Origin of the sequence: Luteococcus sp. H101 (assembly GCF_038433155.1) — a bacterium.
Taxonomy (GTDB): domain Bacteria; phylum Actinomycetota; class Actinomycetes; order Propionibacteriales; family Propionibacteriaceae; genus Luteococcus.
Genome location: NZ_JBCDMW010000023.1, coordinates 52820 through 78762, shown reverse-complemented (window position 1 = coordinate 78762; position 25943 = coordinate 52820). Strand labels below are relative to the sequence as shown.

The 25943-nt window shown below is 69.1% G+C and carries 20 protein-coding genes and 1 pseudogene; 16 read left to right on the top strand and 5 right to left on the bottom strand.

Going from position 1 to position 25943, the window contains the following annotated elements:
• The first annotated feature begins 28 nt into the window (after positions 1-28).
• The 3 genes from AAEX60_RS10350 to AAEX60_RS10340 are packed head-to-tail and all read left to right on the top strand — an operon-like array spanning position 29 to position 2048.
• Complete coding sequence (locus AAEX60_RS10350; RefSeq protein ID WP_446721307.1) at positions 29-373, top strand: TadE family type IV pilus minor pilin; 345 nt, start codon at positions 29-31, stop codon at positions 371-373.
• A complete protein-coding gene (locus tag AAEX60_RS10345) occupies positions 370-828 on the top strand; it encodes an Rv3654c family TadE-like protein (protein ID WP_342103278.1) in 459 nt (152 codons plus the stop codon). The genes AAEX60_RS10350 and AAEX60_RS10345 overlap by 4 nt, the downstream gene beginning before the upstream one ends.
• Positions 829-881: 53 nt before the next feature.
• Positions 882-2048 carry an AAA family ATPase gene (locus AAEX60_RS10340; protein WP_342103276.1) on the top strand — a complete coding sequence of 389 codons (1167 nt, stop codon included), beginning with the start codon at positions 882-884 and terminating at the stop codon, positions 2046-2048.
• 121 nt (positions 2049-2169) lie between these two features.
• Here AAEX60_RS10340 and AAEX60_RS10335 read toward each other — a convergent pair whose 3' ends face one another.
• Positions 2170-4440, bottom strand: coding sequence for a DEAD/DEAH box helicase (locus AAEX60_RS10335; RefSeq protein ID WP_342103274.1), 2271 nt, complete (start codon positions 4438-4440; stop codon positions 2170-2172).
• Between the two features lie 233 nt (positions 4441-4673).
• On the opposite strand from AAEX60_RS10335, the gene AAEX60_RS10330 reads away from it, so the two are divergent.
• The 6 genes and pseudogenes from AAEX60_RS10330 to AAEX60_RS10305 all read left to right on the top strand — a co-directional run bounded on the left by AAEX60_RS10330 (position 4674) and on the right by AAEX60_RS10305 (position 14380).
• Positions 4674-6314, top strand: coding sequence for a methyltransferase (locus AAEX60_RS10330; protein WP_342103382.1), 1641 nt, complete (start codon positions 4674-4676; stop codon positions 6312-6314).
• Positions 6315-6957: 643 nt separating this feature from the next.
• Entirely contained in the window at positions 6958-9789 is a 2832-nt protein-coding gene (topA, locus tag AAEX60_RS10325) for a type I DNA topoisomerase (protein WP_342103273.1), read from the top strand.
• A gap of 251 nt (positions 9790-10040) precedes the next feature.
• A complete protein-coding gene (locus tag AAEX60_RS10320) occupies positions 10041-11423 on the top strand; it encodes a hypothetical protein (protein WP_342103271.1) in 1383 nt (460 codons plus the stop codon).
• Positions 11366-12025 (top strand): annotated as a pseudogene (gene tmk, locus AAEX60_RS10315) (dTMP kinase); the annotation flags it as partial. The gene AAEX60_RS10320 and the pseudogene tmk, both read left to right, overlap by 58 nt.
• Before the next feature lie 368 nt (positions 12026-12393).
• On the top strand, positions 12394-13617 hold the full coding sequence (locus AAEX60_RS10310; protein ID WP_342103269.1) for a DNA polymerase III subunit delta': 1224 nt from the start codon (positions 12394-12396) through the stop codon (positions 13615-13617).
• Between the two features lie 154 nt (positions 13618-13771).
• Positions 13772-14380, top strand: a complete 609-nt coding sequence (locus AAEX60_RS10305; protein WP_342103268.1) for a DoxX family protein — start codon at positions 13772-13774, stop codon at positions 14378-14380.
• Positions 14381-14834: 454 nt separating this feature from the next.
• Here AAEX60_RS10305 and AAEX60_RS10300 read toward each other — a convergent pair whose 3' ends face one another.
• Positions 14835-15758 (bottom strand): SDR family oxidoreductase, encoded by a 924-nt coding sequence (locus AAEX60_RS10300; protein WP_342103267.1) that lies wholly within the window; start codon positions 15756-15758, stop codon positions 14835-14837.
• Positions 15759-16130: 372 nt separating this feature from the next.
• Here AAEX60_RS10300 and pstS point away from each other — a divergent pair, with 372 nt between their 5' ends.
• The 4 genes from pstS to AAEX60_RS10280 all read left to right on the top strand — a co-directional run bounded on the left by pstS (position 16131) and on the right by AAEX60_RS10280 (position 21861).
• A complete protein-coding gene (pstS, locus tag AAEX60_RS10295; protein ID WP_342103266.1) occupies positions 16131-17288 on the top strand; it encodes a phosphate ABC transporter substrate-binding protein PstS in 1158 nt (385 codons plus the stop codon).
• 50 nt (positions 17289-17338) lie between these two features.
• Positions 17339-19003, top strand: coding sequence for a Na/Pi cotransporter family protein (locus AAEX60_RS10290; protein WP_342103265.1), 1665 nt, complete (start codon positions 17339-17341; stop codon positions 19001-19003).
• A gap of 135 nt (positions 19004-19138) precedes the next feature.
• A complete protein-coding gene (gene ricT / locus AAEX60_RS10285; protein ID WP_342103264.1) occupies positions 19139-20197 on the top strand; it encodes a PSP1 domain-containing protein in 1059 nt (352 codons plus the stop codon).
• A complete protein-coding gene (locus AAEX60_RS10280; protein WP_342103263.1) occupies positions 20194-21861 on the top strand; it encodes an alpha/beta hydrolase in 1668 nt (555 codons plus the stop codon). The genes ricT and AAEX60_RS10280 overlap by 4 nt, the downstream gene beginning before the upstream one ends.
• 88 nt (positions 21862-21949) lie before the next feature.
• Here AAEX60_RS10280 and AAEX60_RS10275 read toward each other — a convergent pair whose 3' ends face one another.
• On the bottom strand, positions 21950-22882 hold the full coding sequence (locus AAEX60_RS10275; protein WP_342103260.1) for a PfkB family carbohydrate kinase: 933 nt from the start codon (positions 22880-22882) through the stop codon (positions 21950-21952).
• Between the two features lie 67 nt (positions 22883-22949).
• Between AAEX60_RS10275 and AAEX60_RS10270 the strand changes: the two genes are divergently transcribed.
• Positions 22950-24164, top strand: coding sequence for an amino acid aminotransferase (locus tag AAEX60_RS10270; protein ID WP_342103258.1), 1215 nt, complete (start codon positions 22950-22952; stop codon positions 24162-24164).
• 247 nt (positions 24165-24411) lie between these two features.
• Here AAEX60_RS10270 and AAEX60_RS10265 read toward each other — a convergent pair whose 3' ends face one another.
• Together AAEX60_RS10265 and AAEX60_RS10260 are read right to left on the bottom strand one after the other, a co-directional pair.
• Positions 24412-24927 (bottom strand): DUF2812 domain-containing protein, encoded by a 516-nt coding sequence (locus tag AAEX60_RS10265; RefSeq protein ID WP_342103257.1) that lies wholly within the window; start codon positions 24925-24927, stop codon positions 24412-24414.
• Positions 24924-25247, bottom strand: coding sequence for a PadR family transcriptional regulator (locus AAEX60_RS10260; protein ID WP_342103254.1), 324 nt, complete (start codon positions 25245-25247; stop codon positions 24924-24926). The genes AAEX60_RS10265 and AAEX60_RS10260 overlap by 4 nt, the downstream gene beginning before the upstream one ends.
• A gap of 194 nt (positions 25248-25441) precedes the next feature.
• On the opposite strand from AAEX60_RS10260, the gene AAEX60_RS10255 reads away from it, so the two are divergent.
• Both AAEX60_RS10255 and AAEX60_RS10250 read left to right on the top strand, forming a co-directional pair.
• Positions 25442-25705 (top strand): MerR family transcriptional regulator, encoded by a 264-nt coding sequence (locus AAEX60_RS10255; protein WP_342103252.1) that lies wholly within the window; start codon positions 25442-25444, stop codon positions 25703-25705.
• Positions 25706-25729: 24 nt separating this feature from the next.
• Complete coding sequence (locus tag AAEX60_RS10250) at positions 25730-25924, top strand: hypothetical protein (RefSeq protein ID WP_342103251.1); 195 nt, start codon at positions 25730-25732, stop codon at positions 25922-25924.
• The last annotated feature ends 19 nt before the right edge of the window (positions 25925-25943 follow it).

The following is a 25943-nucleotide window of genomic DNA, read 5'->3' as shown; positions in this document are numbered from 1 at the left end:
CGGCCGGCCAACAGCGCAGAAGGAGCGCATGATGCGTCGAGACCAACGGGGCATGGTGACCGCGGAGCTGGCCGTCGGGCTGCTGGCGGCAGCGATGGCGGTGGTCTTCGCCTGCTGGGTGGTCAATCTGGTGGTGCTGCAGACCCGGTGCGCCGACACGGCCTCCCAGATGGCGCGCCAGCTGGCCCGGGGTGACCAGGCCGCGGCCGATGAGGCCAAGCAGCGCGCGCCCAAGGGTGCCGAGACCCGGATCAGCCGCGGGTCGGCCACCGTGACGGTCCGGATTGACCTTGCGGCCCGGCTCGGCGTGCTGGGCCCGGTGCACCTGGCCGGCGCCGCGACGGCCGATCTGGAGCCGGGGGAGGCGGGATGAACCGCGTCGAGCCGGCGTCCTGGCTGGCGTGGCCTCGGGATGGGCACGGGGACGGAACGGCGGATCGGGGCGGCGGCACCGCCCTGACGGCCGCCCTATTGCTCTGCCTATGCGCCGCCATGCTGGTGGGCGTGTGGATCGCAGGCTGGGTGGACTCCATCCATCGGGCCCGATCTGCGGCCGACCTGGCGGCACTGGCGGGAGCGCAGGCACACGTCGGCGATGGCGATGCCTGTTCCGCCGCCCGGGCTGCCGCCGGGCGCAATGGCGCGCTGCTGGACAGTTGTGCGGTTCAGGGCGGCCGTCGGGACTTCCTGGTGACCGTCGGGGTGCGGATGGAGCTGCGGCCCGTGATCGGCGGGTCCCGACGGGAGGTGGTGGAACAGGCAATCGCGGGCAGCCTGCAACGGGAGGACTCCGGTGAACCGGTCAAAACTGTCAGTGCGCCTCCGTAGGCTCGCAGCATCGGTGGCCGGTCGGGTCACCACACCTGGAGCGGAGGCCTTGGATGATCACGACGGTGGCGGTGCGTGGCTACCGCAGCCTGCGGGAGCTGGTGCTGCCGCTGGGCCGGGTGACCCTGGTGACCGGAGCAAACGGGGTGGGAAAATCCAGCCTCTACCGGGCGCTCGGGCTGCTCAGTGATGCGGCCGACGGTCGGCTGGTCGGCTCGCTGGCACGGCAGGGCGGGCTCGGGGCGGTGCTGTGGGCTGGGCCGGAGGTGATCAGCCGGGCGATGCGGTCGGGCGAGGTCCCGGTGCAGGGCAAGGGCAAGCGGATCAACCCGGTGAGTCTGTCGTTGGGCTTCACCACCGAGGAGTTGGGCTATCTGGTGGATGTCGGGCTGCCCACTCCCCGGCAGACGATGTTCGTGCACGACCCGGAGATCAAGCGGGAGGCCATCTTCGGCGCCCCGGTGATGCGCCCCGCCAGCACCCTGATCCGACGCAAGTTCTCCCGGGTGGAAGCCCGGCAGGACCGGTGGGAGCTGGTGCTGGAGCACCTGCCCGCGCAGCTCAGCATCCTGTCCGAGCTGACCGACCCCGCCGCCTATCCGGAGCTGGTGGCCATCCGGCGGGAGGTGCGCAACTGGCGCTTCTACGACTCCTTCCGCACCGACGCCGGCTCCCCAGCCCGCGGCCTGCACGTCAATACATGGACGCCGGTGATGGCGGCCGACGGCTCGGACCTGGTGCCGGCTCTGCAGACCATCCGGGAGTCCGCCTTCGCCGAGCCGCTGGAACAGGCCATCTCCCGTGCCTTCCCGGGCGGCCGGGTGGACGTGGTCGACGTCGGGACCCGGATGGAGCTGCAGTTCAGCCAGCACGGCCTGCTGCGGCCACTGGCCGCCGAGGACCTGTCCGACGGCACCCTGCGCTTCCTGCTGCTGGCCGCCGCCCTGCTCAGCCCCCGGCCGCCCCGTTTGTTGGTGCTGAACGAGCCGGAGACCAGCCTCCACCCGCAGATGCTGCCCGCACTGGCGGAACTGGTGGTGGCCGCCAGCAGGCGAACCCAGGTGGTGGTGGTCTCCCATGCCACCGGCCTGGTGGACGCGCTGCGGGCAGCGCTGGGGGAGGAGCTGGTGCACCACGAGCTGGTCAAGGACACCGGGGAGACGATGGTGGCCGGCCGGGGTGTCTTCGACGGTCCGCACTGGGACTGGGGCAAGCGCTAACGGTTGCCCGGTCAGCCGGGGAGGGCCTCGACAAGCTCGACTGCAGTGGTCGGGTTCGTGCTCGGTGGCGCAACCACGGTGGCCGAGCCTGTCGAGGCCCGTCCGGGACGGATCGCGGGGCTCAGGCGAACTCGTCGAGGCCGAGCAGGGTAGACAGCAGGCGCCGGGCGGACTCCTTGTCCAGGACCTGGTTGGCGTTGCCGCACTTGGGGCTGACCACGCACCGGGGGCAGCCTGCCTCGCACTCACACTGCTCCAGCCGCTCAAGCGTCGCCAGCGCCCATTCCTCGGCCCGCTCGAAGCCCCGGTCGGCGAAGCCCGCGCCGCCCGGATGCCCGTCGTGCACCACGATGGTGCACCGCCCGGTGTCCGGGTGCAGGATCGTCGACACCCCGCCGATGTCCCACCGGTCACAGGGTGCGAACATCGGCAGCAGACCAATGGCGCAGTGCTCCGCGGCGTGCGCCGCACCCGCCAGCTGCACCGCATTCATTCGCAACTCGACCACCAGATCGTCGGGCACCTCCCACCACATCGCCCGGGTGCGCAGGGTGTGCTCGTCCATTTCCAGTGGGGTGGTGTCCCACACCTCGCCCGTGATTTCGTCGCGTCGCAGGTAGCCAATCACCTGCTCGGTGAGTTCCACGTCGCCGCGTGAAACCCGCCCGCGGCCGAACTCCCGGCTCTCGGAAACCTCCTGGATCCGCACCTCGGACAGGCTCTTGGGCTGGGTGAAGTAACCGGGCCGTTCGGCGTGCACCAGGGCTTGCAGCTCGTCGGGGAGATACTCGTCCACCAGCCACTGCTCACCCAGGTGCAGGTAGACCGCGCCCGGATGCACGGTGCGGTCGGCGGCGCCACGCTCGATCTGGCCCACCACCCGCCCGGTCTGGGCGTCGACGATGTCCAGCGGCCGCCCACCCAGGGAGCGCAGGTCAATCGAGTCCACCGCCCGCTCCGGGCGGGTCCAGTACCAGCCGGTCGGCCGACGCCGCAGCAGCCCCTGCCGGGCCAGCTGGTCACACAAGCCCGCCATCCCCGGGCCGAACCAGCGGGCATCGTCGCTGGTCAGCGCCGCTTCCTGAGCGGCGGCCGCCAGATGTGGGCCCAGGATCCAGGGATTGTCCGGGTGCAGCACCGTGGATTCGACGGGTGCCTCGAAGAGCAGCTCCGGGTGGCCGAACAGGTAGACGTCCAGCGGGTCCTCCCGGGCCATCAGCACCACCAGCGCATCCCGCTCGCCCCGGCCGGCGCGCCCGGCCTGCTGCCACAACGCGGCCAGTGTTCCCGGGAAGCCACAGATCAGCACCGCATCCATCCCCGCGACATCGATCCCCAGCTCCAGGGCATTGGTGGCCGCCACCCCCCGCAGCTGGCCGGAGGACAGCGCGTGCTCGATTCCCCGTCGGTCCTGCGCCAGATAGCCCGACCGGTAGGAGGCAATCCGTCCGCCGCGGGTCACCTGATCCTGCGCGCGGACCGCGATCAGCTCCGCCAGGGTGCGGCTGGCGACGAAGGTGATCACCTGTCTGCCCTCGTCAACCAGGTTCGCCATCACCCGGGCGGCGTCCCCATGGGGTGAGTCCGACGGCTGCCACAGCACCACGTCCCGGGCGGCGTGCGGGGAGCAGTCGTCGTCCACCACCTCAATCCCGTCCTCGCCGATCAGCCGACCACCGGCCTCGCCGGCATTGGTGGCCGTCGCCGAGGCCAGGATGAAGACCGGGTTGGCGCCGTACATCGCGCAGAGCCGACGCAACCGTCGGATCACGGCGGCCACGTGGGCGCCGAAGACCCCGCGGTAGCGGTGTGCCTCGTCGATCACCACATACCGAAGGGAACCCAGGAAGCCCGCCCAACGGGAATGGTTGGGCAGCACCGAGCGGTGCAGCATGTCCGGATTGGTCAGCACATAGCCGGCGAAGTCCCGGGCGAAACGCCTCTCCTGGGCGTCGGAATCCCCATCCAGGCACGAGATCTTCCATCCCGTCGGGCCCAGCTCCTGCGCGCTGCGCAGCTGGTCATGGGCCAGCGCCTTGGTGGGCGCCAGGTAGAGCGCGGTGTGCTTGCGGGTGACCAGGCGAGCCCGGGCGGAGGTGACCGGGACGCCCAGCACCCCGTCGGGCACCGCGGTGGCGGCCATCACCGGCAGCAGGTAACCGAGGGTCTTGCCCGAGGCGGTGGAGGTGCAGATGGCGGCGTGCTGCCCGGAGAAGGCGAACTCGGCCAGCTCGGCCTGGTGTCGCCAGGGTTTCTGGATTCCCTGTTTCTGCACGGATTCCCGCACCTCATCGGGGAGCCAGGCGGGCCACGGGGAGGTGCGGCCGGGGCTGGCGTCGCGATGGTCCACGTGGGTGACCTCGTCGCTCATCAACCAGTCCGGAACCGCCATGGGGTTCAGGATGCCACGCTGCGCCGGCAATCCGTCGCCGTGCGTCCCCGGTCTGCCGCCCCGCTGGCCAGAGTGCGGAGGGCCTCGCCTGCGGATGTTGCGCAGTCGCGCAGGCACCGGCCATCGCGCAGCAGGCTGACAAGCCATGATGGGAGGTGAGGTGGCGCTGGGAGCTCGGGGGCCGATTGATGCGCAACTCTCGCAGGGCCGGGTTCGGACGGGTCCGGCGGCGGATGTTGCGCCGGGCCCCGCCGGGAGTGAGCATTGGTTCCATGCTCACTCCCACCCAGGCGGCCCAGCTGCGCACCGCCCTTCTTGCCGCCGACTACACCATCGACGCGGTGATCAACCGGATCGGCGAAACCGGTCAGGAGGGGCTGGGCCGCAACTCCACCATCCCGGCATTGGACGTGTTGGGGGACGCCACCGACCCGCAGGCCGCCCTGATCAAACTGTGGCCGCTGCAGCAGGAGGTGCCGCTGGCGGCGGTGCGCGCGGCCCTGGGGGCGTCGACGGGTGTGGCCCCGGAGGCGATCACCGGCCAGGGGGCCTCGACAGGATCGGCCGCCGTGACTGGGCAGAGTGTCTTCGACGCCCTGGTGGAGGCCGGAATCCTCCGGTTGGACGGCCAGGTGGTCCGCGCCCTGGTGGACATCCGCCCCTTCGGGGCCGACGAGGACCTGCCCCAGGCCGCTGCCACGCAGGGCCCGCTGGCGGGCTGGGTGGTCAGCGACCTCACCCCCGGGCTGGACCAGGTCACCACCAGAACCCGCCCCGACTACGTGCTGGGCGTCTCCCCGGCGTCCACGTCCCTGGCCCAGATGACCATGCGGACCACGATCGGCAGCGCCCTTGATCTGGGCACGGGTTGCGGGGTGCAGAGCCTGCACCTGGCGCGGCATGCCGAGCGCGTCGTGGCCACCGACATCAACCCGCGCGCCCTGGAATTGGCCGGGTTGACCGCCCAGCTCAACCAGCTGGACGTCGACCTGCGCGACGGCAGTCTGTATGAGCCGGTGGCGGGGGAGAGGTTCGATCTGATCGTGACCAACCCGCCCTATGTGATGAGCCCGCCCACCACCGACGGCGAGCGACTGGTCTACCGGGAGGGCAGCTTCGCCGGCGACGGGCTGGTGGAGGCCGTCGTGAAGGGGGCACCGGCGCACCTCAACCCGGGCGGCAGCCTGCAGGTGTTGTGCAATTGGGCCATCCTCGACGGCCAGCCGTGGGAGGAGCGGGTGGCCGGCTGGGCCGAGGGCTCCGGCTGCGACCTGTGGGTGGTGGAACGGGAACGGCTGGACATCTACCACTACATCGAGGTCTGGCTGACCGACGCCGGTCTGGCCGGCAGTCCGGAATGGCAGCCCCGCTACCGGGAATGGATCGAGTACTTCAAGGGCCTGGGGATCGTCGGGGTCGGAATGGGTTGGATCACCCTGACCCGCTCGGAGCGGCCCACCCCGGACATCCAGGTGGAGAGCTGGCCGCACGCCATCGCGCAGCCCGTCGGGCCCGCGCTGGCGGAGCACCAGGCCTGCGTCACGCACGCCCTGCTGTCCGACGGGCAGATCCTGGCCCAGCGGTGGAAGCTCGCGGAGCACGTGACCCAGGAGACCCTGGGCCAGCCCGGCGCGGCGGACCCGCAGCACATCGTGCTGCGCAGTGCGGCCGGTCTGCGTCGGGCGATGGAGGTGGACACCGCCCTGGGCGGGGTGCTGGGCGCCTGCGACGGTGAACTCACCCTGGGGCAGATCACCGCCGCCATCGCGATGATCCTGGAGGTGGACGAGGCGGCCCTGGTTGGCTCGGTCATGCCCGGCATCCGCGAGGCCCTGCGCGACGGGCTGCTGGTCCGGGCCGACGCCGGACGATGAGTGGCCAGTGCCTCCCCAGGCTGGGCAGGCTGCTCCCGGCGCCCACAACAAATGCGGCAGGTCAGTTGACCAAGCCGCTCGTGGGGCACTTGGACAACTGACCTGCCGCATTTGTTGTGGGTTGGGCGTGGTGCCTCCTCGGCTCGATGCTGACCCGGGGCACCCGCCGACGACGTCGGGGGCCGTGGGCGTCGTCGTGGGGACCGGGAAGGGACGGGAAGGGAAGGGTGTGAGCGCCCCCCGGCAGGCTTGAGGGTCGTGGCGCGACGCCCGCGCCTTGCACGCCCGGCCGGGAAGTCCCCTCTACAGGCTCGGGTTCGTCGAGGGCGGGCTCGGGGATCGTTCTGGGTGACTGGGTGACTGGGTGACTGGGTGACTGGGTGACTGGGGGATCGGCGGGACTGGGATCTGCGGGTCTCGGTGGCTCGGGGGAGGGTCTCAGCGGACGGCCGGTGGGGTTGGCCGGGGCGCGTCGGGTGGCTACCCTGTGCTGAACCCGCAGGCGCAAGCGGCACGCAAACGCAGCGATCGCCCTGACCGGGCTACCATGACCCTCGACCCGGCCGCCGCAGGACTCGTCCTCGGCGGCCTTGCAACACCTTTCGCCCAGATCCACCCAGAGCAGCAGTACTGAAGGACAACCATGACAGCCAGCCCCCGTCGCCTCGTGATCGTCGAGTCGCCCAAGAAGGTGGAGAGCATCAAGAGCTACCTCGGCGACGGTTACGTGGTGGACTCCTCGGTGGGCCATGTCCGGGACCTGCCCACCGGATCGGCCGAGGTGCCGGCCAAGTTCAAGGGTGAGAAGTGGGCCCGCACCGGCATCAACGTCGACAACGACTTCGAGCCGCTCTACGTGGTGCAGTCGGAAAAGAAGTCGGTGATCAAGAAGCTCAAGGACGAGTTGAAGCAGGCCGACGAGCTCTACCTGGCCACCGACGGTGACCGCGAGGGCGAGGCGATCGCCTGGCATCTGCTGCAGGAGCTGAAGCCCAAGGTTCCGGTGAAGCGGATGGTCTTCAACGAGATCACCAAGAACGCCATCACTGCGGCGCTGGAGAACACCCGGGACCTGGACCTTGACCTGGTGGACGCCCAGGAGGCCCGTCGGATCCTGGACCGGCTGTACGGCTACGAGGTCAGCCCCGTGCTGTGGAAGAAGGTGATGCCCCGGCTGTCGGCCGGCCGGGTGCAGTCCGTCGCCACCCGGCTGGTGGTGGACCGGGAACGGGAGCGGATGGCCTTCCGCACCGCCTCCTACTGGGATCTGGAGGCCATCCTCGATGCCGGTCAGGAGGCCTCGCCGCGCAACTTCCCGGCGCGGCTGACCACGCTGGACGGGGCCCGGGTGGCCACCGGCCGGGACTTCGACGCCACGGGCACCCTGACCAGCAAGAACACCGTCGCGCTGGACGAGACGGCGGCCAAGGCCCTGGCCACCGCGCTGGAGCAGGCCCAGTTCCGGGTGGCGTCGGTGGAGAGCCGGCCCTACACCCGCAAGCCCTATGCCCCCTTCCGCACCACGACCATGCAGCAGGAAGCCGGCCGCAAGCTGGGGATGAGCGCCCAGACCGCGATGAGCGTGGCGCAGAAGCTGTACGAGGGTGGCTTCATCACCTACATGCGTACCGACTCGGTGCAGCTGTCCAGTCAGGCCATCAGCGCCGCCCGCGCCCAGGCCGAGCAGCTGTTCGGCAAGCAGTACGTGCCGGACAAGCCGCGCCACTACAGCTCCAAGGTGAAGAACGCGCAGGAGGCGCACGAGGCCATCCGCCCCGCCGGTGAGACCTTCCGCACCCCCGCCCAGACGGGGCTGCGCGGTGAGCAGTTCCGGCTCTACGAGCTGATCTGGATGCGCACCATCGCCTCGCAGATGAAGGACGCCGAGGGCCAGTCGATGACGGTCAAGATCGACGCCCTGCCGGGCTCCCCGGTGGCGATCAGCGGCGGCACCAGTGGCCTGGATTCGGTCGCCAAGGCCGGTTTCGTGGCCAGCGGCCGCACCATCACCTTCCACGGCTTCCTGAAGGCCTATGTCGAGGGCAATGACGACGAGGAGCAGAAAACCGACGACGAGCAGGCCAAGCTGCCCAAGCTCGTCGAGAAGCAGGCGTTGGAGGCGGCCACGCTGAATGCCGCCGGGCACGCCACCAAGCCCCCGGCCCGCTACACCGAGCCGACGCTGGTGGCCAAGCTGGAGGAGCTGGAGATTGGCCGGCCCTCCACCTACGCGTCGATCATCCGCACCATCACCGCGCGCGACTATGTGTACAAGAAGGGTTCCGCGCTGGTGCCCACCTGGCTGGCCTTCGCGGTCACCCGGTTGCTGGAGGAGCACTTCCCCAAGCTGGTGGACTACTCCTTCACCGCCGCCATGGAGGGTGAGCTGGACGAGGTGGCCAAGGGCAACCTGAAGCGGCTGCACGTGCTGAACCAGTTCTACTTCGGCGACGCCGGTGGCCGGGCCGAGGTCACCTCCGAGCTGGCCCCCGACGGCCGGGAGGGCCTGTACCAGCTGGTGAACAACCTGGGCGACATCGACGCCCGCGGGCTGTCCACCTTCCCCATCGGGGATCTGGACGACGGGATCAATGTCCGGGTGGGGCGCTACGGCACCTATGTGGAGGATGAGGAGGGGCGTCGGGCCAATGTGGCCGACGACCTGCCGCCCGACGAGCTGACCGTCGAGCTGGCCAAGGAGCTGCTGAGCAAGCCGATGGGCGAGGAGCGGGAGCTGGGGCTGGACCCCGAGACGCACACCATGATCGTGGCAAAGAACGGCCGCTTCGGGCCCTATGTCACCGAGGTGCTGGGCGATGACGTGCCCAAGACCGGCAAGAATGCCGTCAAGCCGCGCACCGGCAGCCTGTTCAAGTCCATGAGTGTCGAGGACGTCACCCTGGAGCAGGCGCTGAAGCTGATGAGCCTGCCACGGGTGGTGGGCGCCGACGCGGAGGGCGTCGAGATCACCGCGCAGAACGGGCGCTACGGGCCGTACCTGAAGAAGGGCACGGATTCCCGCAGCCTGACCAGCGAGGAGCAGATCTTCGACATCACCCTGGAGGAGGCGCTGGAGATCTACTCCCAGCCCAAGCAGCGCGGCCGGGCCGCCGCCAAGCCCCCACTGAAGGAGCTGGGGGAGGACCCGGAGAGCGGCAAGCCGGTGGTGGTCAAGGACGGGCGTTTCGGGCCCTATGTCACCGACGGCGAGTACAACGCCACCCTGCGTCGGGATGATTCGGTGGAGGAGATCACCCTGGAGCGCGCCGCGGAGCTGCTGGCCGAGAAGCGCGCCAAGGGCCCCGCCAAGAAGACCACCCGGAAGAAGACGGCGGCCAAGAAGACCACGGCGAAGAAGACCACGGCGAAGAAGACCACCGCCGCCAAGAAGACGACGGCCGCCAAGACCACCACGGCCAAGAAGACCGTCGCCAAGAAGACGACGGCCAAGAAGGCGGCCGCCCCGGCCGAGTAGTCGGGGCTGGGGCCCTTCGACAAGCTCGGGGACCGTGGTCCGGTCCCGCCCGCCAGCCGTATCCACGACGGCCGAGTCCGTGTGCCGGACGCAACCACGGTGGCCGAGCCTGTCGACGCCCCCGGAGCGGGAACTCGGCACGGTGACCGAGCCTTTCAAGGCCTTCCACCCGGGGCCCCGTGCGCTGCCCGCCCGCACCGGCCAGCCACTAGGGTGGGAACACGCCCGATCACCCCAAGGGAGCAGCAGCCATGGCCAAGAAGCAGCGCAGCCTGCGGTTCGAGATGCCCTTCGCCATGAGCGACCCGATCCTGGTGCATGCGGAGCTGGGGATCTGCCACGCCACGCATCGCCAGAAGCGTTCCTTCACCGTCGACACCACCCTGCTGGACACCCCGGACCACCGGCTGCTGCGGGCCGGGATCGTGCTGGCGCACCGGGTGACCGGCGGGCTGGGCGAGTGGTACCTGGACGCCCCCGGCTGGGGCCCGTGGCTGCCCGTGGACCGGCACGAACCGTTGGGCGCCGCCGGTGACCTGCCGGAGGAGTTCGCCAGCCTGGTCCGCCCCTTCCGACGCAGCGCCGCGCTCGGCCCGGTTGCCGCGGTGACCAATGAGCGCAATGAGTGGCTGTTGGTGGACGACGACGGACAGACCCTGGCCAAGCTGCGCGACGAGCAGATCACCATTCGTCGCGGCGGACTGACCACCGCGCGGCACCGCGAGCTGACCTTCGAGCCGCAGGAGGCCATGACGCGGGAGCAGCGCCGCTTCGTGCTGGAGTCCGTGCTGGCCATCGGCGGCACCCAGGTGGATCGCTTCCCGACGCTGGTGGAGCGCATCGGCGCCCCGGCCACCGGGTTGACCGACTTCCGCGGGCCCTTCGAGCGGGACGACGACGCCACCCTGGAGGGCTTTGTCAGCTGGCTGTTCGCCCGTCGGCTCGACGCGGTGATGCGCGCCGACCTGACCCTGCGCAGCGGGCAGAGCACCGACATGGACCTGCTGCGTTCTGAGCTGGCCGAGCTGCGCAGCGAGGTACGCAGTCTGGCCTTTGCGCTGGAGCCGTCCTGGCGCTCCGTGGTCGAGCAGGAACTGGATCTAGTGCTGCAGGAGCTGGCCTCACGCACCATCCACCAGCTGGGCGACGAGTATTTCGACGTGCTGGATTCGCTGGTGCTGGGGGTGCGGGCCCCCAAGCTGGGCGACCTGTCCCAGCAGCAGGCCCTGGCGGTGCTGATGCAGCAGGTGGTGGCCAGCGCCACCATTCTGTTCGACCGGGCACGTTCCCTCACGTTGGCCTCGCCGGACCACCGCTGGGCCGCGACGCTGGCGTCGGCGCAGCAGATGACCGCCCTGGCGCACACCAACCAACTGCTCTTCGGCAAGAAGGCGCGCAAGATGGAGCAGGCGCTGGACGAGGTGATCGACCGGCTGCAGCTGGCGCAGATGCCCCCCAGCGTCGCCGAACCGTCGATTGACCTTGACTGGGACGTGGTGACCGCCTTCCAGGAGGGGAGGCGGTTCGAGCGTCGACGCCAGGAGTGCGCGGCTGCCCGTCGGGTCTTCATCGACGAGTGGCCGGACCTGGAGCAGCGGATGCGCAGGCTGAGGAAGAAGGGGAAGCTGACGTGACCGGCCTGTTCGTCGTCTTCGAGGGTGGTGATTCGGCCGGCAAGTCCACCCAGGTCCGCCAGCTGGCGTCGTGGCTGAAGCAGCAGCGGACGCCGCACCTGGTCACGCACGAGCCGGGCGATTCCTGGCTGGGGGCCCAGATCCGACGGCTGGTGCTCAGCCCCGACTCCGGCGACATCACCGCCCGCGCGGAATGCCTGCTCTACATCGCTGACAAGGCGCAACACGTGGTGGAGGTGGTGCAACCGGCGCTGGACCGGGGCGAGGTGGTGGTCTGTGACCGCTACGTGGACTCCACCATTGCCTATCAGGCGGCGGGCCGTTCCCTGCCGCCGGATGATGTGGAGACCATCGCCCGGTGGGCCACCCAAAGCCTGCGGCCGGACCTGACGGTGCTGCTGGACGTGGATCCCTCCCAGGCGGTCAACCGGATTGCGGACAAGGACCGGATCGAGAGTGCGGGCGAGGACTTCCACCGACGGGTGCGCCAGGGCTTCCTCCGGTTAGCCGAGCGTGACCCGGAGCACTATCTGGTGCTGCCCGCCCGGGACTCGGTGGATTCCATTGCCCGACGGGTGCGCCAGCGCGTCACCGAACTGCTGACCGCGACGCCTGCCCCAACCCCGGTGGCCGAGGCCAACTCGTCCATGGTGGCCGAGCCCGTCGAGGTCGCGGAGTTGGGGGTTGTGGCCAACTCGTCCATGGCCGAGCCCGTCGAGGTCGCGGAGTTGGGGGTTGTGGCCAACTCGTCCATGGCCGAGCCGGTCGAGGCCGCGGAGTCGGGGGTTGTGGCCAACTCGTCCATGGTGGCCGAGCCCGTCGAGGCCGCGGAGCTTGGGGTTGAGGTCAACTCGACCCCGGTGGCCGAGCCTGTCGAGGCCCCATCCGATGCCACGCCGGCCACCCCCACCATCCCCACCCCGGGGGAGCTGGCTCGAAAACTGTCAGACCCCTCTGGCACGGTGGAGTCGTGACCCCAGCACAGCAAGCCAGCGCCCCGCCCGACCTGTGGTCGGAGCTGGTGGGCCAGGCCAAGGCCGTCGCGGTGCTCAAGCGTGCCGTGGCCGGTGACGCGCATGCCATGACCCACGCCTGGCTGGTGACCGGCCCTCCAGGCTCCGGCCGGTCCAATGCCGCGCGCGCCTTCGCGGCCGCGCTGCAGTGCCCCCGGGGCGGCTGCGGGCAGTGCAATGAGTGCCGCACCAGCCTGTCTGGGGCTCATCCGGACGTCACCCTGGTGCGCACGGAGAAGCTGAGCATCGGCGTCGACGAGGTGCGCGAACTGGTCCGTCGGGCCGCGATGAGCCCCACCATGGGGCGGCACCAGGTGATCGTCGTGGAGGACGCGGACCGGGTGACCGACCGCGGCGGCGACGCCCTGCTGAAGGCTATCGAGGAGCCGGCCCCCAAGACGGTCTGGATCCTGTGCGCGCCCACCGCCGATGACGTGGTGGTCACCATCCGCTCCCGGTGCCGCAAGCTGGCGCTGTCCACCCCCAGCGACGCCGCGGTGGCGGAGCTGTTGCAGTGGCGCGACGGGGTGGATCCGGCCCTGGCCGCGCACGCTGCTCGCGCGGCGCAGGGGCACATCGGACGGGCCCGGGCGCTGGCCCGCAATGAGGAGGCGCGCAACCGGCGGCACGAGGTGCTGCTGATCCCGGGCCGGCTGACCAGCACCGGTGCCTGCCTGACCGCCGCGGACAATCTGGTGAAGGCCGCCGCGGAGGAGGCCACGAAGGCCACCGCCGAGACCGACGCCAAGGAGCGGGCCGAGCTGGAGGAAGCCCTGGGCTTCGGCACCAAGGGGGCCCGACCACGCAATGCCAATGCCGCCCTGAAGGAGCTGGAGGAGCAGCAGAAGGCCCGGGCCAAGCGGATCCAGCGCGACGCCCTGGACCGGGTGCTGACCGAGCTGACCACCTTCTACCGCGACGTCCTGGCGCTGCAGACCCGGGCCATCCAGCCGCCGAGTTCCGCCCAGGAATTGCATCCGGGTGTCCCGGCCGACGGCGGTGCCCATCTGATCAATGGCCAGCTGCGGCCGCAGCTGGAGCGGGCCGCCCGCGGCTCCACCCCGGAGCGCACCCTGCGGCACATCGACGCGATCATCGCCTGCCGGGAGGCCTTGGAGACCAATGTGGCGCCCCTGTTGGCCATGGAGGCGCTGCTGCTCAACCTGGCCGAGAACGGCTGACCCACCCGGCCACCGCTCCCGTCGACCACCCCGCGCTGTGCGCCACGGGCTGAACCATTCGACGCGTGTCCGGCCCGCGGGAGGCGTCCGGGAATGCCACCATGGAAAGGTCTTCCGGCGCCCCGACGCGCTTCCCCAAACGAAGGGCACTCCCGTGACCAGCAACAGCTTCGACAACCGCCCCACCGGTGGCTCCACCGAGGCCACCCAGATCCTGAACGAGGACGAGCTGCGCGCCCACCAGCGTGCCGAGCGTGACCGGGCGCTTGGCCGGGTGCGCGTCGACGACGGACCGGATCCGGTGCGGCCCGAGGTCCCCAAGCCCACCACCCACAAGTTCCTGCCCTCCCTGGGCCTCTTCCTGCTGCGGCTGGTGACGGGCGGGATCATGGGCATCCACGGCTACCAGAAGCTCAGCGACATCTCCCAGACGCAGGCCTTCGTGCAGAGTCTGGGCCTGCCCAGCCCGCAGTACCTGGCGTGGGGGATGGGCATCGCCGAGGTGCTGGCCGGTGTCGCGCTGGTCTTCGGCCTGCTGACCCGCGTGGCCGGGCTGGGCGTGGCCGCCATCACCATCGGCGCCCTGGCGCTGGTGCAGTGGAAGTCCGGCAACCCCTTCGAGGCCGGCAAGGCGGGCTTCACCGGTGAGCTGGAGCTGCTGCTGGCCGCGGTCGGCATCCTGTTCTTCTGCGTCGGGGCCGGCCGGTGGGCCATCGACGGCCAGATCAGCGCCAATCGGCGTCGCAACAAGATGAAGGTCTGATCCTCTACGCGACAAGAGGGCCCCGCACCGCTCAGGTGCGAGGCCCTCTTGTTCTCTCGGGGCATTGGACGACGCGACGGTGTCGGGGTGGCATGCAGCAGGGCCTCGGCCCCGCGGCCGAGCGTGTCCAGACGTCCCGATCGGCAGACTCCGGCCGGGTCCGGGGATGGGGTGTCTGAGCCCTTCCACAGCAAGTGCGGCAGGTCAGTTGTCCAAGCCCCTCTTTGGGCACTTGGACAAGTGACCTGCCGCATATGTTGTGTTGGCCCGCTGGCTCCCCTGGCCTGGCGCGGGCCGGTGGGCCATCGACGGCCAGATCAGCGCCAATCGGCGTCGCAACACGATGAAGGTCTGATGCCCGCCGCTGAGAACAGATGCAGAACGGGGGGTCGACGCAACTATTGCGTCGACCCCCCCGTTCTGCATCTGTTCTCAGTGGGGTGCGGGCCGCGGGTCAGAAGACCGGCTTGCCGCCGGTCACGCCCAGCACGGTGCCGGAGACATAGCTGGCCTCGTCGCTGGCCAGGAAGACGTAGGCCGCGGCCACCTCGACGGGATGCCCGGCGCGGCCCAGTGGCGTGTCGGAGCCGAAACCGCCCACCTTGGCCATGGACATGGTCGACGGGATGAGCGGGGTCCAGATCGGGCCCGGGGCCACCGCATTCACCCGGATCCCCTTCGGGCCCAGCTGGCTGGCCAGGTTCACCGCCATGTTGGTCAGCGCGGCCTTGGAGGCGGCATAGTCCAGCAACGGCTCGGAGGGGGAGTAGGCCTGCACGGAGGTCGTCAGGATCACCGAATCACCCTCGGACAGGTGCGGCTCGGCCGCCTTGACCAGCCAGAAGGGGCTGAAGACATTCGTCTCGAAGGTGCGCTCCACCTGGCCGTCCGGGAATTCGGCGAGCTCGGGGTGGGTCATCTGGTAGGCCGCATTGGCCACCAGCACGTCGATCCCGCCCATCTTCTCCACGGCGCGCGCCACCACCCGCTGGTTTGCCTTGGCCGTGCGCAGGTTGGCCTTCACCACGTGGCAGGTCCCGCCCAGTTCCTTGATGGAGCGCTTGGTGGCCTTCGCGTCTTCGGCCTCCTCGGGCAGCGCGACGATCATCACCTCGGCGCCCTCCTGGGCGAAGATGGTGGCCACCGCCCGGCCGATCCCGGAATCGCCGCCGGTGACCAAGGCCCGCTTGCCCGCCAGCCGGCCGCGGGCAGTCCAGGACTTCTCGCCGTGGTCCGGCCGCGGGGTGAGGGCGTCGGTGCTGCCCGGCCACTCCTGGGCCTGACTGGGGATCCGGTTCAGCTTGGCGCGGCTGCTGCGGGTTGGTGCCGCCGCGGTGGGACGCTGCGTCGTGCTCTTCTTGCTCTTGGAAGTGCTCATTGTCGATTCTCAGCAAAGACCCGCCGACGGCGCCACACCCGCAAGGCGGTGATCCGCCGCCAAGCTGTTCGCCCTGCGCCGAAAGCGCGCCCAAACCCCGCCACCGTCTCGCGCCCGCACCCTGCGGGGCCAGCCCGGAACCCTCCCCGCCAAAAGTGGCAGGATTTCGAGATTTTGCACGTGCCAATCGATTTCTGTGTCCGGATTCCTGCCACTTTTGGCGACGGTCACTTGTCCAAGAAACTCCGCGGCCGGCCTGGCAGCCCATCCCCGAGGTTGAACTGTTCACCGGTTGGTCATGCGCTGCCCGGGCGGGCGTCATGTTCACCCCTTTCGATGGCCTGCAGGCCCCCCACGCAAGAGGAGTTCACCGTGCTCGGTTCGCCTGACAACGGAGTGCCCGTTCTCAAGACCGACGACGCCCGGCGTCGTCGGCTGATCATGCCGCTGTTCATTGCCGCACTGGCCGCCCTGTTGGTGCTGGGCCTGGTGTGGAACCGCGGGCAGGACTCGCAGATCCGTGGCGCCGGCTCCACCCTGGCCGCCCCGCTGATCGACCGCTCGGCCATCACCTACCGCAATGCTTTCTCCGCGGACAACCCGGAACGCCCGGACCAGACCGGGGGTGACTGGGTGATGGACGGCAGCGGCTTCAGCTATGAGCCGGTCGGCTCGCTGGGCGGGATCATGCGCTTGGACGACCCGGAGGTGGACTTCGCCGTCAGCGACTACCCGCTGACCCTGGACACCATCGACAGCAAGAAGCTGGGCCAGTTCCCCATTGCCGCCGGCTCCATCGCGCTGGTGCATGACCTGGACCTGGGCGGCAAGCCGCTGAAGCTCGACGCACAGATCGTCGCCAACATCTACCTGGGCAAGATCACCAGCTGGAATGACAAGCAGCTTGCCGCGCTGAACCCGGGCGTCACCCTGCCCAACCTGCCGATCACCCCGGTACACCGCTCCGACGGCTCCGGCTCCACCGAGGGCCTGACCAAGTGGCTGACCCGGGAGGTCCCGGCGTGGAAGGACGGCCCCGGCTCCGGTGCGCAGATCACCTGGCCCGAGGGCGTCGGCAAGGCCGAGGAGCGCTCTGGTGGCGTGATCGGTCTGGTCAAGCAGACTAAGGGTGCGCTGACCTATGCGGAACCCGGCCAGGCCAAGTCCGCCGGTTTGCAGGTGGCGCAGGTCAGGAATGGCGCCGACGAGTTCATCGCCCCGGATGCCGCCGGGATGGCCGCCGCGCTGAAGGGCACCGACTGGGCGTCGACCGACCACTTCACCAAGCTGGCCGCCAAGCCCGACGCCAAGGGTGCCTATCCGCTGACCGTGCCCATCTACGTCGCGCTGAAGCGTGAGCCGCAGCAGAAGACCGACGGCAAGCGCAGCCTGGCCTACCTGATGTACGTGATCAACAAGTTCGACTCCTCTGCCAGCAAGCTGGGCTACCTCCCGCTGCCCGCCGAGGGCGCCGCCGAGGTCAGCAAGTACGTCGCCGAGACCTTCCCGCACGCTCCCGCCACCAACTGACACAGCCCCCCCCAGAACCTCTGGTTCCCAACTGCTTAGGACGTATCGCCATGGAAGTGGATCTCTTCAAGGAAATTCTGGTCCCCGTCGTGGGCGGGCTGGGCATCTTCCTGCTCGGCCTGGAATTCATGGACAGCGGCATCCAGGCGCTGTCGGTCAACAAGATGCGGGAGTGGTTGGCCAAGATCGCCGGCACCCCGATCAAGGGCCTGATGGCCGGCACCGTCATCACCGGTGTCATCCAGTCCTCCACCGCCATGACGGTGATGACCGTCGGCCTGGTGAATGCCGGCGTGCTGTCCCTACGCTCCGCGATTAGCGTGATCATGGGCGCCAACATCGGTACCACGCTGGGCAATGGTCTGATCGCGCTACCACTTGGACCGATCGGCTTGTTGTTCAGCGGCATCTTCGCCTGCGTCTACTGCTTCTCCCGCAAGGACAAGACCCGCAACATGGCGCTGGCCGCCATGGGCTTCAGCCTGATCTTCTACGGCCTGAACCTGATGACCGGTGGCCTCAAGCCGCTGCGCAACATGCCCGAGGTGATGGCCGTCCTGCAGAAGCTGGATTCCTCCAACTTCATCGGCGTGGTCTCCTGCGCCCTGATCGCCGCCCTGATCACCGCCATGATCCACTCCTCGTCGGCCACCATCGGCATCGTGATGGGTCTGGGCGCCTCCGGTGTGCTGCCCTGGCAGACCGCCATCGCCTTCGCGATCGGTGCTGATCTGGGCACCACCATCACCTCCTGGATCGCGTCGCTGAACCTGTCCAAGAACGCCAAGCGCACCGCCTACGCCCACATCGTGTTCAACTTCATCGGTGTGATGGTGGTGCTGGCGCTCTTCTTCCCGGCCATCAAGCTGCTGGCCTGGGGGCTGGGGCTGTTCAACATCGACCCGGGCCGGGCCGTGATGGTCGACGGGCAGGAGACCTTCCCGATGGTCCCGGTGGCGGTCGGTCTGTTCTCCATCGTGTTCAACATCTTCAATGTGATGATCATGTTCCCCTTCGTCGGCACCTTCGAGCGGGTGCTCTCCCGCGTGGGTGCGGACCGGGACGACGTCGAGGACTACTCGGTGCCGCGCTTCCTGGACCAGAAGGTCCGCGACGACTACAACAAGGCCGTGCCCGCCGTGCAGTCCGAGATCCAGCGTTCGCTGGTGGCCGGCTCGATCTTCCTGGACATCGCCCGCGGCAAGCCGGATGCCCCCAAGGAGATCGGCGAGCACGCCGAGGCCGCCGACTCGCTCTCCCGGGAGATCCGCGCCTACTCCGCGCACCTCTTCCACGAGGACCTGAACCGGGACCAGATGGACCTGGTGGCCAGCCTGATCGAGGAGGTGGACTTCACCAGCTCCCTGACCGAGCAGCTGCACCAGATTGCCCGACGGGTGAAGCGCGAGGAGTTCAGCCCCGCCAGCCAGGTCTTCCTGGAGGAGGCGCTGGAGCGGCTGGACCGGCGGATGACCGACATCGTCGTGCCCACCGATGGCGAGTCCCGGCTGCCCGCCGGTCACCACAAGGAGCAGAGCATCGACGAGCTGCGCTGGCGAGTGATCGACACCAAGTCCCTGCCCGCCGGGGAGAAGGGTGCGTTGGTGGCGCTGCTCGGCTCGATCGAGCGCTCTGAGGGCCTGATCCAGCGGATCAAGGAGGAGCGCGGTTCGGTTGACCGCGGCATTGCCGAGATGAGGGAACCCACCGCCTGACCCGCAGCGCCGACACCCGGCCCGGTACCCCAGCGGGGGTGCCGGGCCGGGCGCTGTGCAGCAAGGCAGCCACGGTGGCCGAGCTTGTCGAGGCCAGTTTCGCGCCCCTTTTCGGCAAGCCTCTAGTCTTGCCCCATGGCACGTGTGATGGCGGTGACCTTCGAGACCCATGGTCAGCTGCACTACCTGGACCCCGGGGAGCAGCAGTGGCGGGTGGGGGAGAAGGTGCTGTACCCCACCGACCACGGGCCGGAGGTGGCGCAGGTGGTCTGGGCACCTGAGTTCGTGGACAGCCAGAAGCTCGTCGGGCTGCCGATGTGCGCCGGCCGGGCCAGCGACGCGGATCTTCGTCGCGACGAGGAGAACCGCCGACACCGGGCGGAGGCGACGTCCGTCGCCAAGGCGCTGATCGCGCAGCACGGCCTGCCGATGAAGGTGGTGGGAGTGGACTGGATTGATCGCTCCGAGGACTTCGACGTGATGGCCGCCATCTACTTCACCGCGCCCGGCCGGGTGGACTTCCGAGCCCTGATCTCTGACCTGGCGCGCACCATCCACGCCCGGATCGACCTGCGGCAGGTGGCCTCCCGGGATGCCACCCGGATCAGCGGCGGGATCGGCTCCTGCGGCCGTGACCTGTGCTGCTCCACCTTCCTGACCAACTTCGAGCCGGTGGGGCTGCGGCTGGCCAAGGTGCAGGACCTCTCGCCCAATCCGCTGGCCATCCAGGGGCAGTGCGGCAAGTTGATGTGCTGCCTGAAGTACGAGCACCCGCTCTACGCCGACTTCAAGAAGGAGGCCCCGGCGGTGGGGGATCGGGTGGACAGCCCGATCGGCGAGGGTGTCGTGATCGGGCACTCGGTGCCCACCCAGAGCGTCACGGTCCGCAACCGACAGGGCGAGGTGACCCGTTGCCCGTTGGTGGAGGTGTGCCCCACATCCCAACGTCGACGGCAACGCGACGAGGAGTTGGCCGCCACGCCGGGAGAACTCTCGGTCCCTGAGCCGGTCGAAGGGGCACGTCACACGGGCCCGACGCCCGCCCCGTTCGCTGGGCCCATCGCAGGGGCAACCGACGCACCGAATTCCGACGATCCCGGTTCTGGCAAGCCCCGGGACAAACGCAAACCGCGACACAAGAAGCGCGCCGGATTCGCCGGCCGCAAGCCACCCACCGGACAGGAGCCAGCATGAGTACCCGACGTCTTCCCCATCGGCTGGCGGCGCTGGCCACCGCGGCGCTGCTGGTGGCCTGCACCCCCAACGGCCCGGCAGCCAGTCCGTCGGCGGAGACCTCCGCATCGGACAGCCCCGCGGCCGGTGCCTCGGCCGGCCCGTCCGCGCAGCAGGGCCCGGTGGACCAGGGGCCCGAGGTCAAGACCACGTCGCAGGATGTGGCCGGTTTCGACGCGTCGGCACACCAGAAGCAGTCCAAATACACCTCGCCGGACCGCACCACCGTCGTCTCCGACGCGACGCCGGAAGGCTTTGCCCAAGCCCCAGCGGGGCAGGGCCGGCAGCGCTACCTTGACCAGAAGCTCACCTGGAAGGGTTGCGGCGTCTTCGAGTGCGCCACCGTGCTGGTGCCCCTGGACTGGGACCGTCCCGACGGCCAGGCCATCACGCTGGCGATGAAGCGCCGCCCGGCGCAGGGCCAGAAGAAGGGGACGCTGTTCATCAATCCGGGCGGTCCGGGTGGGTCTGGGCAGGAGATGGTGGACGGCTTCGAGGGCGAGGCCTTCCCCGGCTATGACATCGTCGGCTGGGATCCCCGGGGCAGCGGGGAGTCGACGCCGGTGGTCTGCGGCAGCAACCAGCAGACCGACGCCTACCTGGCCAGCGACCCGTCGCCCGATGACGAGGCCGAATGGGCCCAGGCGGAGGCCATGGGCAAGGACTTCGCCAAGCAGTGCCGGGAGCGTTCCGGGGCGCTGCTGGACCACGTCTCCACCATCGACAATGTGCGGGACCTGGACTACCTGCGTTCCCTGACCGGTGACGAGAAGCTGACCTATCTGGGGGTGAGCTACGGCACCTACATCGGGTCGATGTACGCGGAGCTGTATCCGCAGCGGGTGGGGCGGATGGTGCTGGACAGCGCGGTGAACATCACCACCGACGAGTCGGTGACCCAGACGATGGGTTTCGAGAAGGCGTTGAAGGCTTACGCCGACTGGTGCGTCACGTCGAAGTGTGGCCTGGGCACCAGCCAGCAGCAGGTGGTGGACGCGGTCACCGGGCTCTTCACCACACTGGACGCCCAGCCGCTCACCGTCGCGGGCCGCAAGCTGACCCAGTCGCTGGGGGTGACCGGCGCCATCACCTACCTGTACTCCGGGAGCCTTGCCTACCCCTCCCTGACCGAGGCGTTGCAGGCTGCGCGCAAGGGCGACGGATCCAAGTTGCTGGAGACCGCCGACCTTATGAATGGCCGGTCCGCCGACGGTTCCTATGGCTCCATGACCTACTCCTTCCCCGCGATTGCCTGCAAGGACAGCGAGGATCCCGGCGCCAAGGGGGCCCGGGCGGAATGGCCCGAGGAGAACAAGAAGACCCCGATCCTGGGGCCCATCTTCGGCCCCAACATGCAGTGCGTCTACTGGAGCGCCAAGCCATCGGAGCAGTTGAAGCTGGTGGGCAAGGGGGCCGCGCCGATTTTGGTGCTGGGGGCGACGGGTGACCCCGCAACCCCGTACCAGCAGGCGGTCTGGATGGCCGACCAACTGGAGTCCGGCGTGCTGCTCACCTGGAAGGGCGCCGGGCATTCGGCCTTCCAGCTGGGCAACCAGTGCGTCAAGGATGCGGTCAAGGGCTATGTGAACGACGGCAAGGTTCCGGCCGACCAGACCACCTGCTGAGTCACCACCTGCTGAGTCGGGATCGCCGAGCGTGGGTAGGGGCGTGGCCATGGTGGCCGAGCCTGTCGAGGCCCCTCCACCCCGGGGATCAGTGTTTGGCTTCCCAGTCGGCCAGGAAGGCGTCCACCTCGGCGCGGGTCGGGGCGGTGGCCGGGCCCCGTCGGGTCACCTTGAGCGCGGCGGCGGCATTGGCGCGTCGGGCCGACTCCACCCAGTCACCGCTGAGCAGGTATTCGGCGGACAGCACACCGGTGTGGCAGTCCCCGGCGCCGTTGGTGTCGACGGGCTTTTGCGGGTAGCCGGGCACCAGGTGGGTCTGGCCGTCGACGTGCACGGCGCAACCGTCGCGCCCGTCGCGGATGATGGCGATCGCGCCCTCGGGCAGCACCTCGGCGGCTTCCTTGGCGGCCAGCTGCATGTCGCGCTCCATGGTGAGCTGGTAGGCCTCGTCGCCATTGGAGGTCCACACCGTGGTGAGCGCCAGCATGCGCTGCCGGATGGGGGCGGGGAGGGTGGTGAAGGCGGCGCCCGGGTCCAGGAGGACGATCACCCCGTGTGGCAGGGATTCCAGCCATTCCAGCAGGGGGCGACGGGTGCTGCGCACCGCCAGCGAGTAGCCGGTGACGTGCACCAGGTCCCCGGGCTGTGGGCTGCAGGTGTTCAGGGATTCGACGCTGATCAGGCGCTCGGCACCCATCGTCGTGACGAAGGTGCGTTCCGCGGAAGGCTCGATCATCACGAAGCAGATGCCGGTGTCGATCTCGTCGACGATGGGGGAGCTGACCTGGATCCCTTCGGCGGCCATGGCCTGGCGGATCAGGTCACCATTGGGGCCCTTGCCGTGGGCGCCGGCGTGCACGCTCGTCGCGCCGGTGCGGGCGCTCGCGACCAGGATGTTGGTGGCGCCGCCGGCATAGCGGGCATAGCTGGTGGCCATGGAGTTGTCGCCGCGCCGGGGCAGGGCGGGGATCTCCACCACCACGTCCACCAGCGCCTGACCGGTGTGGATCACGCGTGCCATGGTTCTCCTCTCGAACGGTGGGTGAGCTCGTCGGAGCCACCCGCAGGACTCACGGTAACGTGCCTGCATGGCAACCTTCGAGGACCTTGAGTTCTACCCCGGCGACCCGATCTTTGGCCTGAATGACCTCTTCCGTGCCGACCCTCGGCCGCAGAAGGTGAACCTGGGCGTGGGAATCTACCTCGACGAGCTGGGGCGGCTTCCCCTGCCCGAGGCGGTTGGCGAGGCGGAGGTGCGGTTGGCCCAGCAACAGGCGCCGCACGGCTACCTCCCGATGGGCGGCAGCCCGGAGCTGGTTCCGCTGATCCAGGAGCTCGTCTTCGGAAACCCAGTCACGGTCCCCGAGCCTGTCGAGGGCCTACTGGAGCGGATCGCCACCGTCCAGACCCTGGGTGGTTCCGGCGCCCTGAAGGAGGGCGCAGACTTCCTGCATCAGCTGCTCGGCGCCAACCGCGTCGTGCTGAGCGACCCGTCGTGGGCCAACCATGCCGCCATCTTCGGCGGAGCGGGCTACCAGATTGGCAGGTACCGCTACTACCACGCCGTCAACCATCGGGTGGACATCGACGGGATGCTGCAGGACCTGGCGGGGCTGGAGCCGGGGACCGTGGTGGTGCTGCACGCCTGCTGCCACAACCCGACGGGCTATGACCTGGACCCCGAGCAGTGGCGACGGGTGGCCGAGGCAATCCAGCAGGTGGGCGCAGTCGCCTTCCTGGACATGGCCTACCAGGGTTTCTGGCAGGGGCTGGAGCAGGATCGAGTGGCGGTGGACACCTTCGTCGCCACCGGGCAGCGCTTCTTCGTCGGGAACTCGTTCAGCAAGAACTTCGGGCTGTATGGGGAGCGGGTTGGTGGGCTCTCGGTGGTGTGCCGCGACGCCGACGAGGCCAAGCGGGTGCATTCCCAGCTGTGCAAGGTGATCCGCACCAACTACTCCTGCCCGCCGACGCACGGCGCGGCCGTGGTGACCACCGTGCTGGGTGATCCGGAGCTGCGCGCCAGCTGGGAGGCGGAGCTGGCGGGGATGCGCTCCCGGATCCGCACCATGCGCGAGGAACTGGTCGACGGGCTCCGGGCGGCCGGCGTCGACAGCATGGACTTTGTGCTGCACCAGAACGGCATGTTCAGCTACTCCGGCTTGAACGTGGAGCAGATGGTGCGCCTGCGTGAGGATCACGGCGTCTACGGTACCGACGACGGCCGGATCTGCGTCGCCGGGCTCAACGAGGAGAACGTGGAGTACGTCGCCCGGGCGATCGCCGCCGTGGTCAAGGGCTGAACCGGACCCCGATCCCCGAGCCTGTCGAGGGGTCAGGGCGAGCGCTCCCAAGACACCTCTCAAATCCGGTGTGTATGGGGGTGTGTATACACACCATCCCGGCTACCTTGCACCCCGGAGCTGCACTGGGCACCCGCTCCAGCGGCCGCCCAGTGATCCTCCAGGGTGCAAGGTGCACGCTCGATACTGCCCGGAGGTCTCCCGGCTAGGCGCCCCGTGCACCGCCGGTCGTCAGGGTAAAGGAGCCTCAGCGTCCGAGCTTGCGCAAGCCGTTCAGGTAGCCCAGCAGGGGCACTGCCGTGTACACGACGGGGATGATCGCGACCGTGATCAAGGGTGCCTTGACCCCGACGTTCCACGACGAGTTCCGCACCACCAGGCCGACAAGGAGCAGGACTGCCAGGGCAATGGCGGTGTAGAGCGCGTACCGGTTTCGGTTGCGGATCAGTTCGTCGCGCTTGGAGTCCGTGCCCAGGTGCAGCGGAGGGGTCCCGGGGGCCGCTTTGAAGATGTGGGCATTGCCCACGGACAGCACGTGGCTCCACCCGGCCGCGCTGAAGATGTCGAAGTAGTCCGGCGTCGGATCCTTCTCATAGGCCAGGTCAAAGACGAGCTCCTCGGCGGGGCCGTCGGTGAAGGTGAACCCATGGGCTAGCGGGCTCACACCACTGAGGTGCTTGCCCCGTCGGGCCATGGTGGCGAACATCGCCATGTCCTTCTCCGGGCTCACCGCCAGTCCGTGGCCGGTGCGGGTGGTGGTCATGCTTCCTCCAAGATGCGGTCGGCCATCGCGAGAAGTTGTCGACGGCGGGCGATGTTGCGGGCCAGGACCTCCCGGCCGATGTCGTTGAGCTGGTAGACGCGACGGGAGTCATCGCCGTCGAGTTCGTCGATCAGCCCGGCTGCGACGAGCTTCTTGAGCGTGGTGTAGAGCGAGGCTGGGCCGATGGTGAGGCTGCCGTCACTCTGCTCGGCCAGGTACTGCATGACGGCATAGCCGTGGCGGGGCCGGGTGAGGGCCAGCGCGATGTGCAGCGCCGAGTCAGGCAGCTCCCCACTCTCGAAGCCGGAGCTACGAGCCATCACACACCTCCTTGAATATCACTGAACGACATATCATTTAGTGATATTCAAGCATGGGTGGGGGCGCTCCGCAAGGCCCTGCATGAGGTCTTGACCCTGACGTCGCAGCCAAGCCGTTGGTGCCCGGGCAGTGCCGAGGCGGAAGGCCTTGCCCAGGTGGGAATCGTCACGCCCCGGTGAGTGACAATGGGTTCATGGCTCAAGGGGGCATCACCGTCGGCGTGGTCGCGGCGCGCGTGGGCGTCACGGTCAGGACCCTGCACCACTGGGACCGGATCGGTCTGGCTAGCCCCTCGGGGAGTTCGCCGGCCGGCTACCGGTTGTACGAGATGGCTGACGTGGATCGGTTGCGACGTGTGGCGACCTATCGGGCGGCCGGTCTGTCGCTGGAGGAGATCGGCGAGAGGCAGTGTGGGAGAACGAGCCTGTGCAAGCATCCGACGATGATGCAGACTTGATGGAGGTCACCAGGGAGGTGACCGATGGCGACGAACAGGACGGTGCGTAGCACCACCACGGGGCGCTACACCGAGAGCGAGCAGCGGAAGGCAGCGGCCATTCTGGCCACGTTGCCCGGTGCCGACAAGGAACTGTGGACCAAGCGCTCAACCGGAACCGGACGTTTCGTGACCAAGTCGGGTTCGACGGATGAAAGGGTCCCCAAGAAGGTTGGCTGACCTGCCGTCGTACGTGGGT

Bases quoted from the DNA above. Each gene is read 5' to 3' on its own strand.
- AAEX60_RS10350 (WP_446721307.1), top strand. From the start codon at position 29: ATGATGCGTCGAGACCAACGGGGCATGGTGACCGCGGAGCTGGCCGTC.
- AAEX60_RS10345 (WP_342103278.1), top strand. From the start codon at position 370: ATGAACCGCGTCGAGCCGGCGTCCTGGCTGGCGTGGCCTCGGGATGGG.
- AAEX60_RS10340 (WP_342103276.1), top strand. From the start codon at position 882: ATGATCACGACGGTGGCGGTGCGTGGCTACCGCAGCCTGCGGGAGCTG.
- AAEX60_RS10335 (WP_342103274.1), bottom strand. From the start codon at position 4,440: ATGGCGGTTCCGGACTGGTTGATGAGCGACGAGGTCACCCACGTGGAC.
- AAEX60_RS10330 (WP_342103382.1), top strand. From the start codon at position 4,674: ATGTTGCGCCGGGCCCCGCCGGGAGTGAGCATTGGTTCCATGCTCACT.
- topA (WP_342103273.1), top strand. From the start codon at position 6,958: ATGACAGCCAGCCCCCGTCGCCTCGTGATCGTCGAGTCGCCCAAGAAG.
- AAEX60_RS10320 (WP_342103271.1), top strand. From the start codon at position 10,041: ATGGCCAAGAAGCAGCGCAGCCTGCGGTTCGAGATGCCCTTCGCCATG.
- AAEX60_RS10300 (WP_342103267.1), bottom strand. From the start codon at position 15,758: ATGAGCACTTCCAAGAGCAAGAAGAGCACGACGCAGCGTCCCACCGCG.
- AAEX60_RS10290 (WP_342103265.1), top strand. From the start codon at position 17,339: ATGGAAGTGGATCTCTTCAAGGAAATTCTGGTCCCCGTCGTGGGCGGG.
- ricT (WP_342103264.1), top strand. From the start codon at position 19,139: ATGGCACGTGTGATGGCGGTGACCTTCGAGACCCATGGTCAGCTGCAC.
- AAEX60_RS10280 (WP_342103263.1), top strand. From the start codon at position 20,194: ATGAGTACCCGACGTCTTCCCCATCGGCTGGCGGCGCTGGCCACCGCG.
- AAEX60_RS10275 (WP_342103260.1), bottom strand. From the start codon at position 22,882: ATGGCACGCGTGATCCACACCGGTCAGGCGCTGGTGGACGTGGTGGTG.
- AAEX60_RS10270 (WP_342103258.1), top strand. From the start codon at position 22,950: ATGGCAACCTTCGAGGACCTTGAGTTCTACCCCGGCGACCCGATCTTT.
- AAEX60_RS10265 (WP_342103257.1), bottom strand. From the start codon at position 24,927: ATGACCACCACCCGCACCGGCCACGGACTGGCGGTGAGCCCGGAGAAG.
- AAEX60_RS10260 (WP_342103254.1), bottom strand. From the start codon at position 25,247: ATGGCTCGTAGCTCCGGCTTCGAGAGTGGGGAGCTGCCTGACTCGGCG.
- AAEX60_RS10255 (WP_342103252.1), top strand. From the start codon at position 25,442: ATGGCTCAAGGGGGCATCACCGTCGGCGTGGTCGCGGCGCGCGTGGGC.
- AAEX60_RS10250 (WP_342103251.1), top strand. From the start codon at position 25,730: ATGGCGACGAACAGGACGGTGCGTAGCACCACCACGGGGCGCTACACC.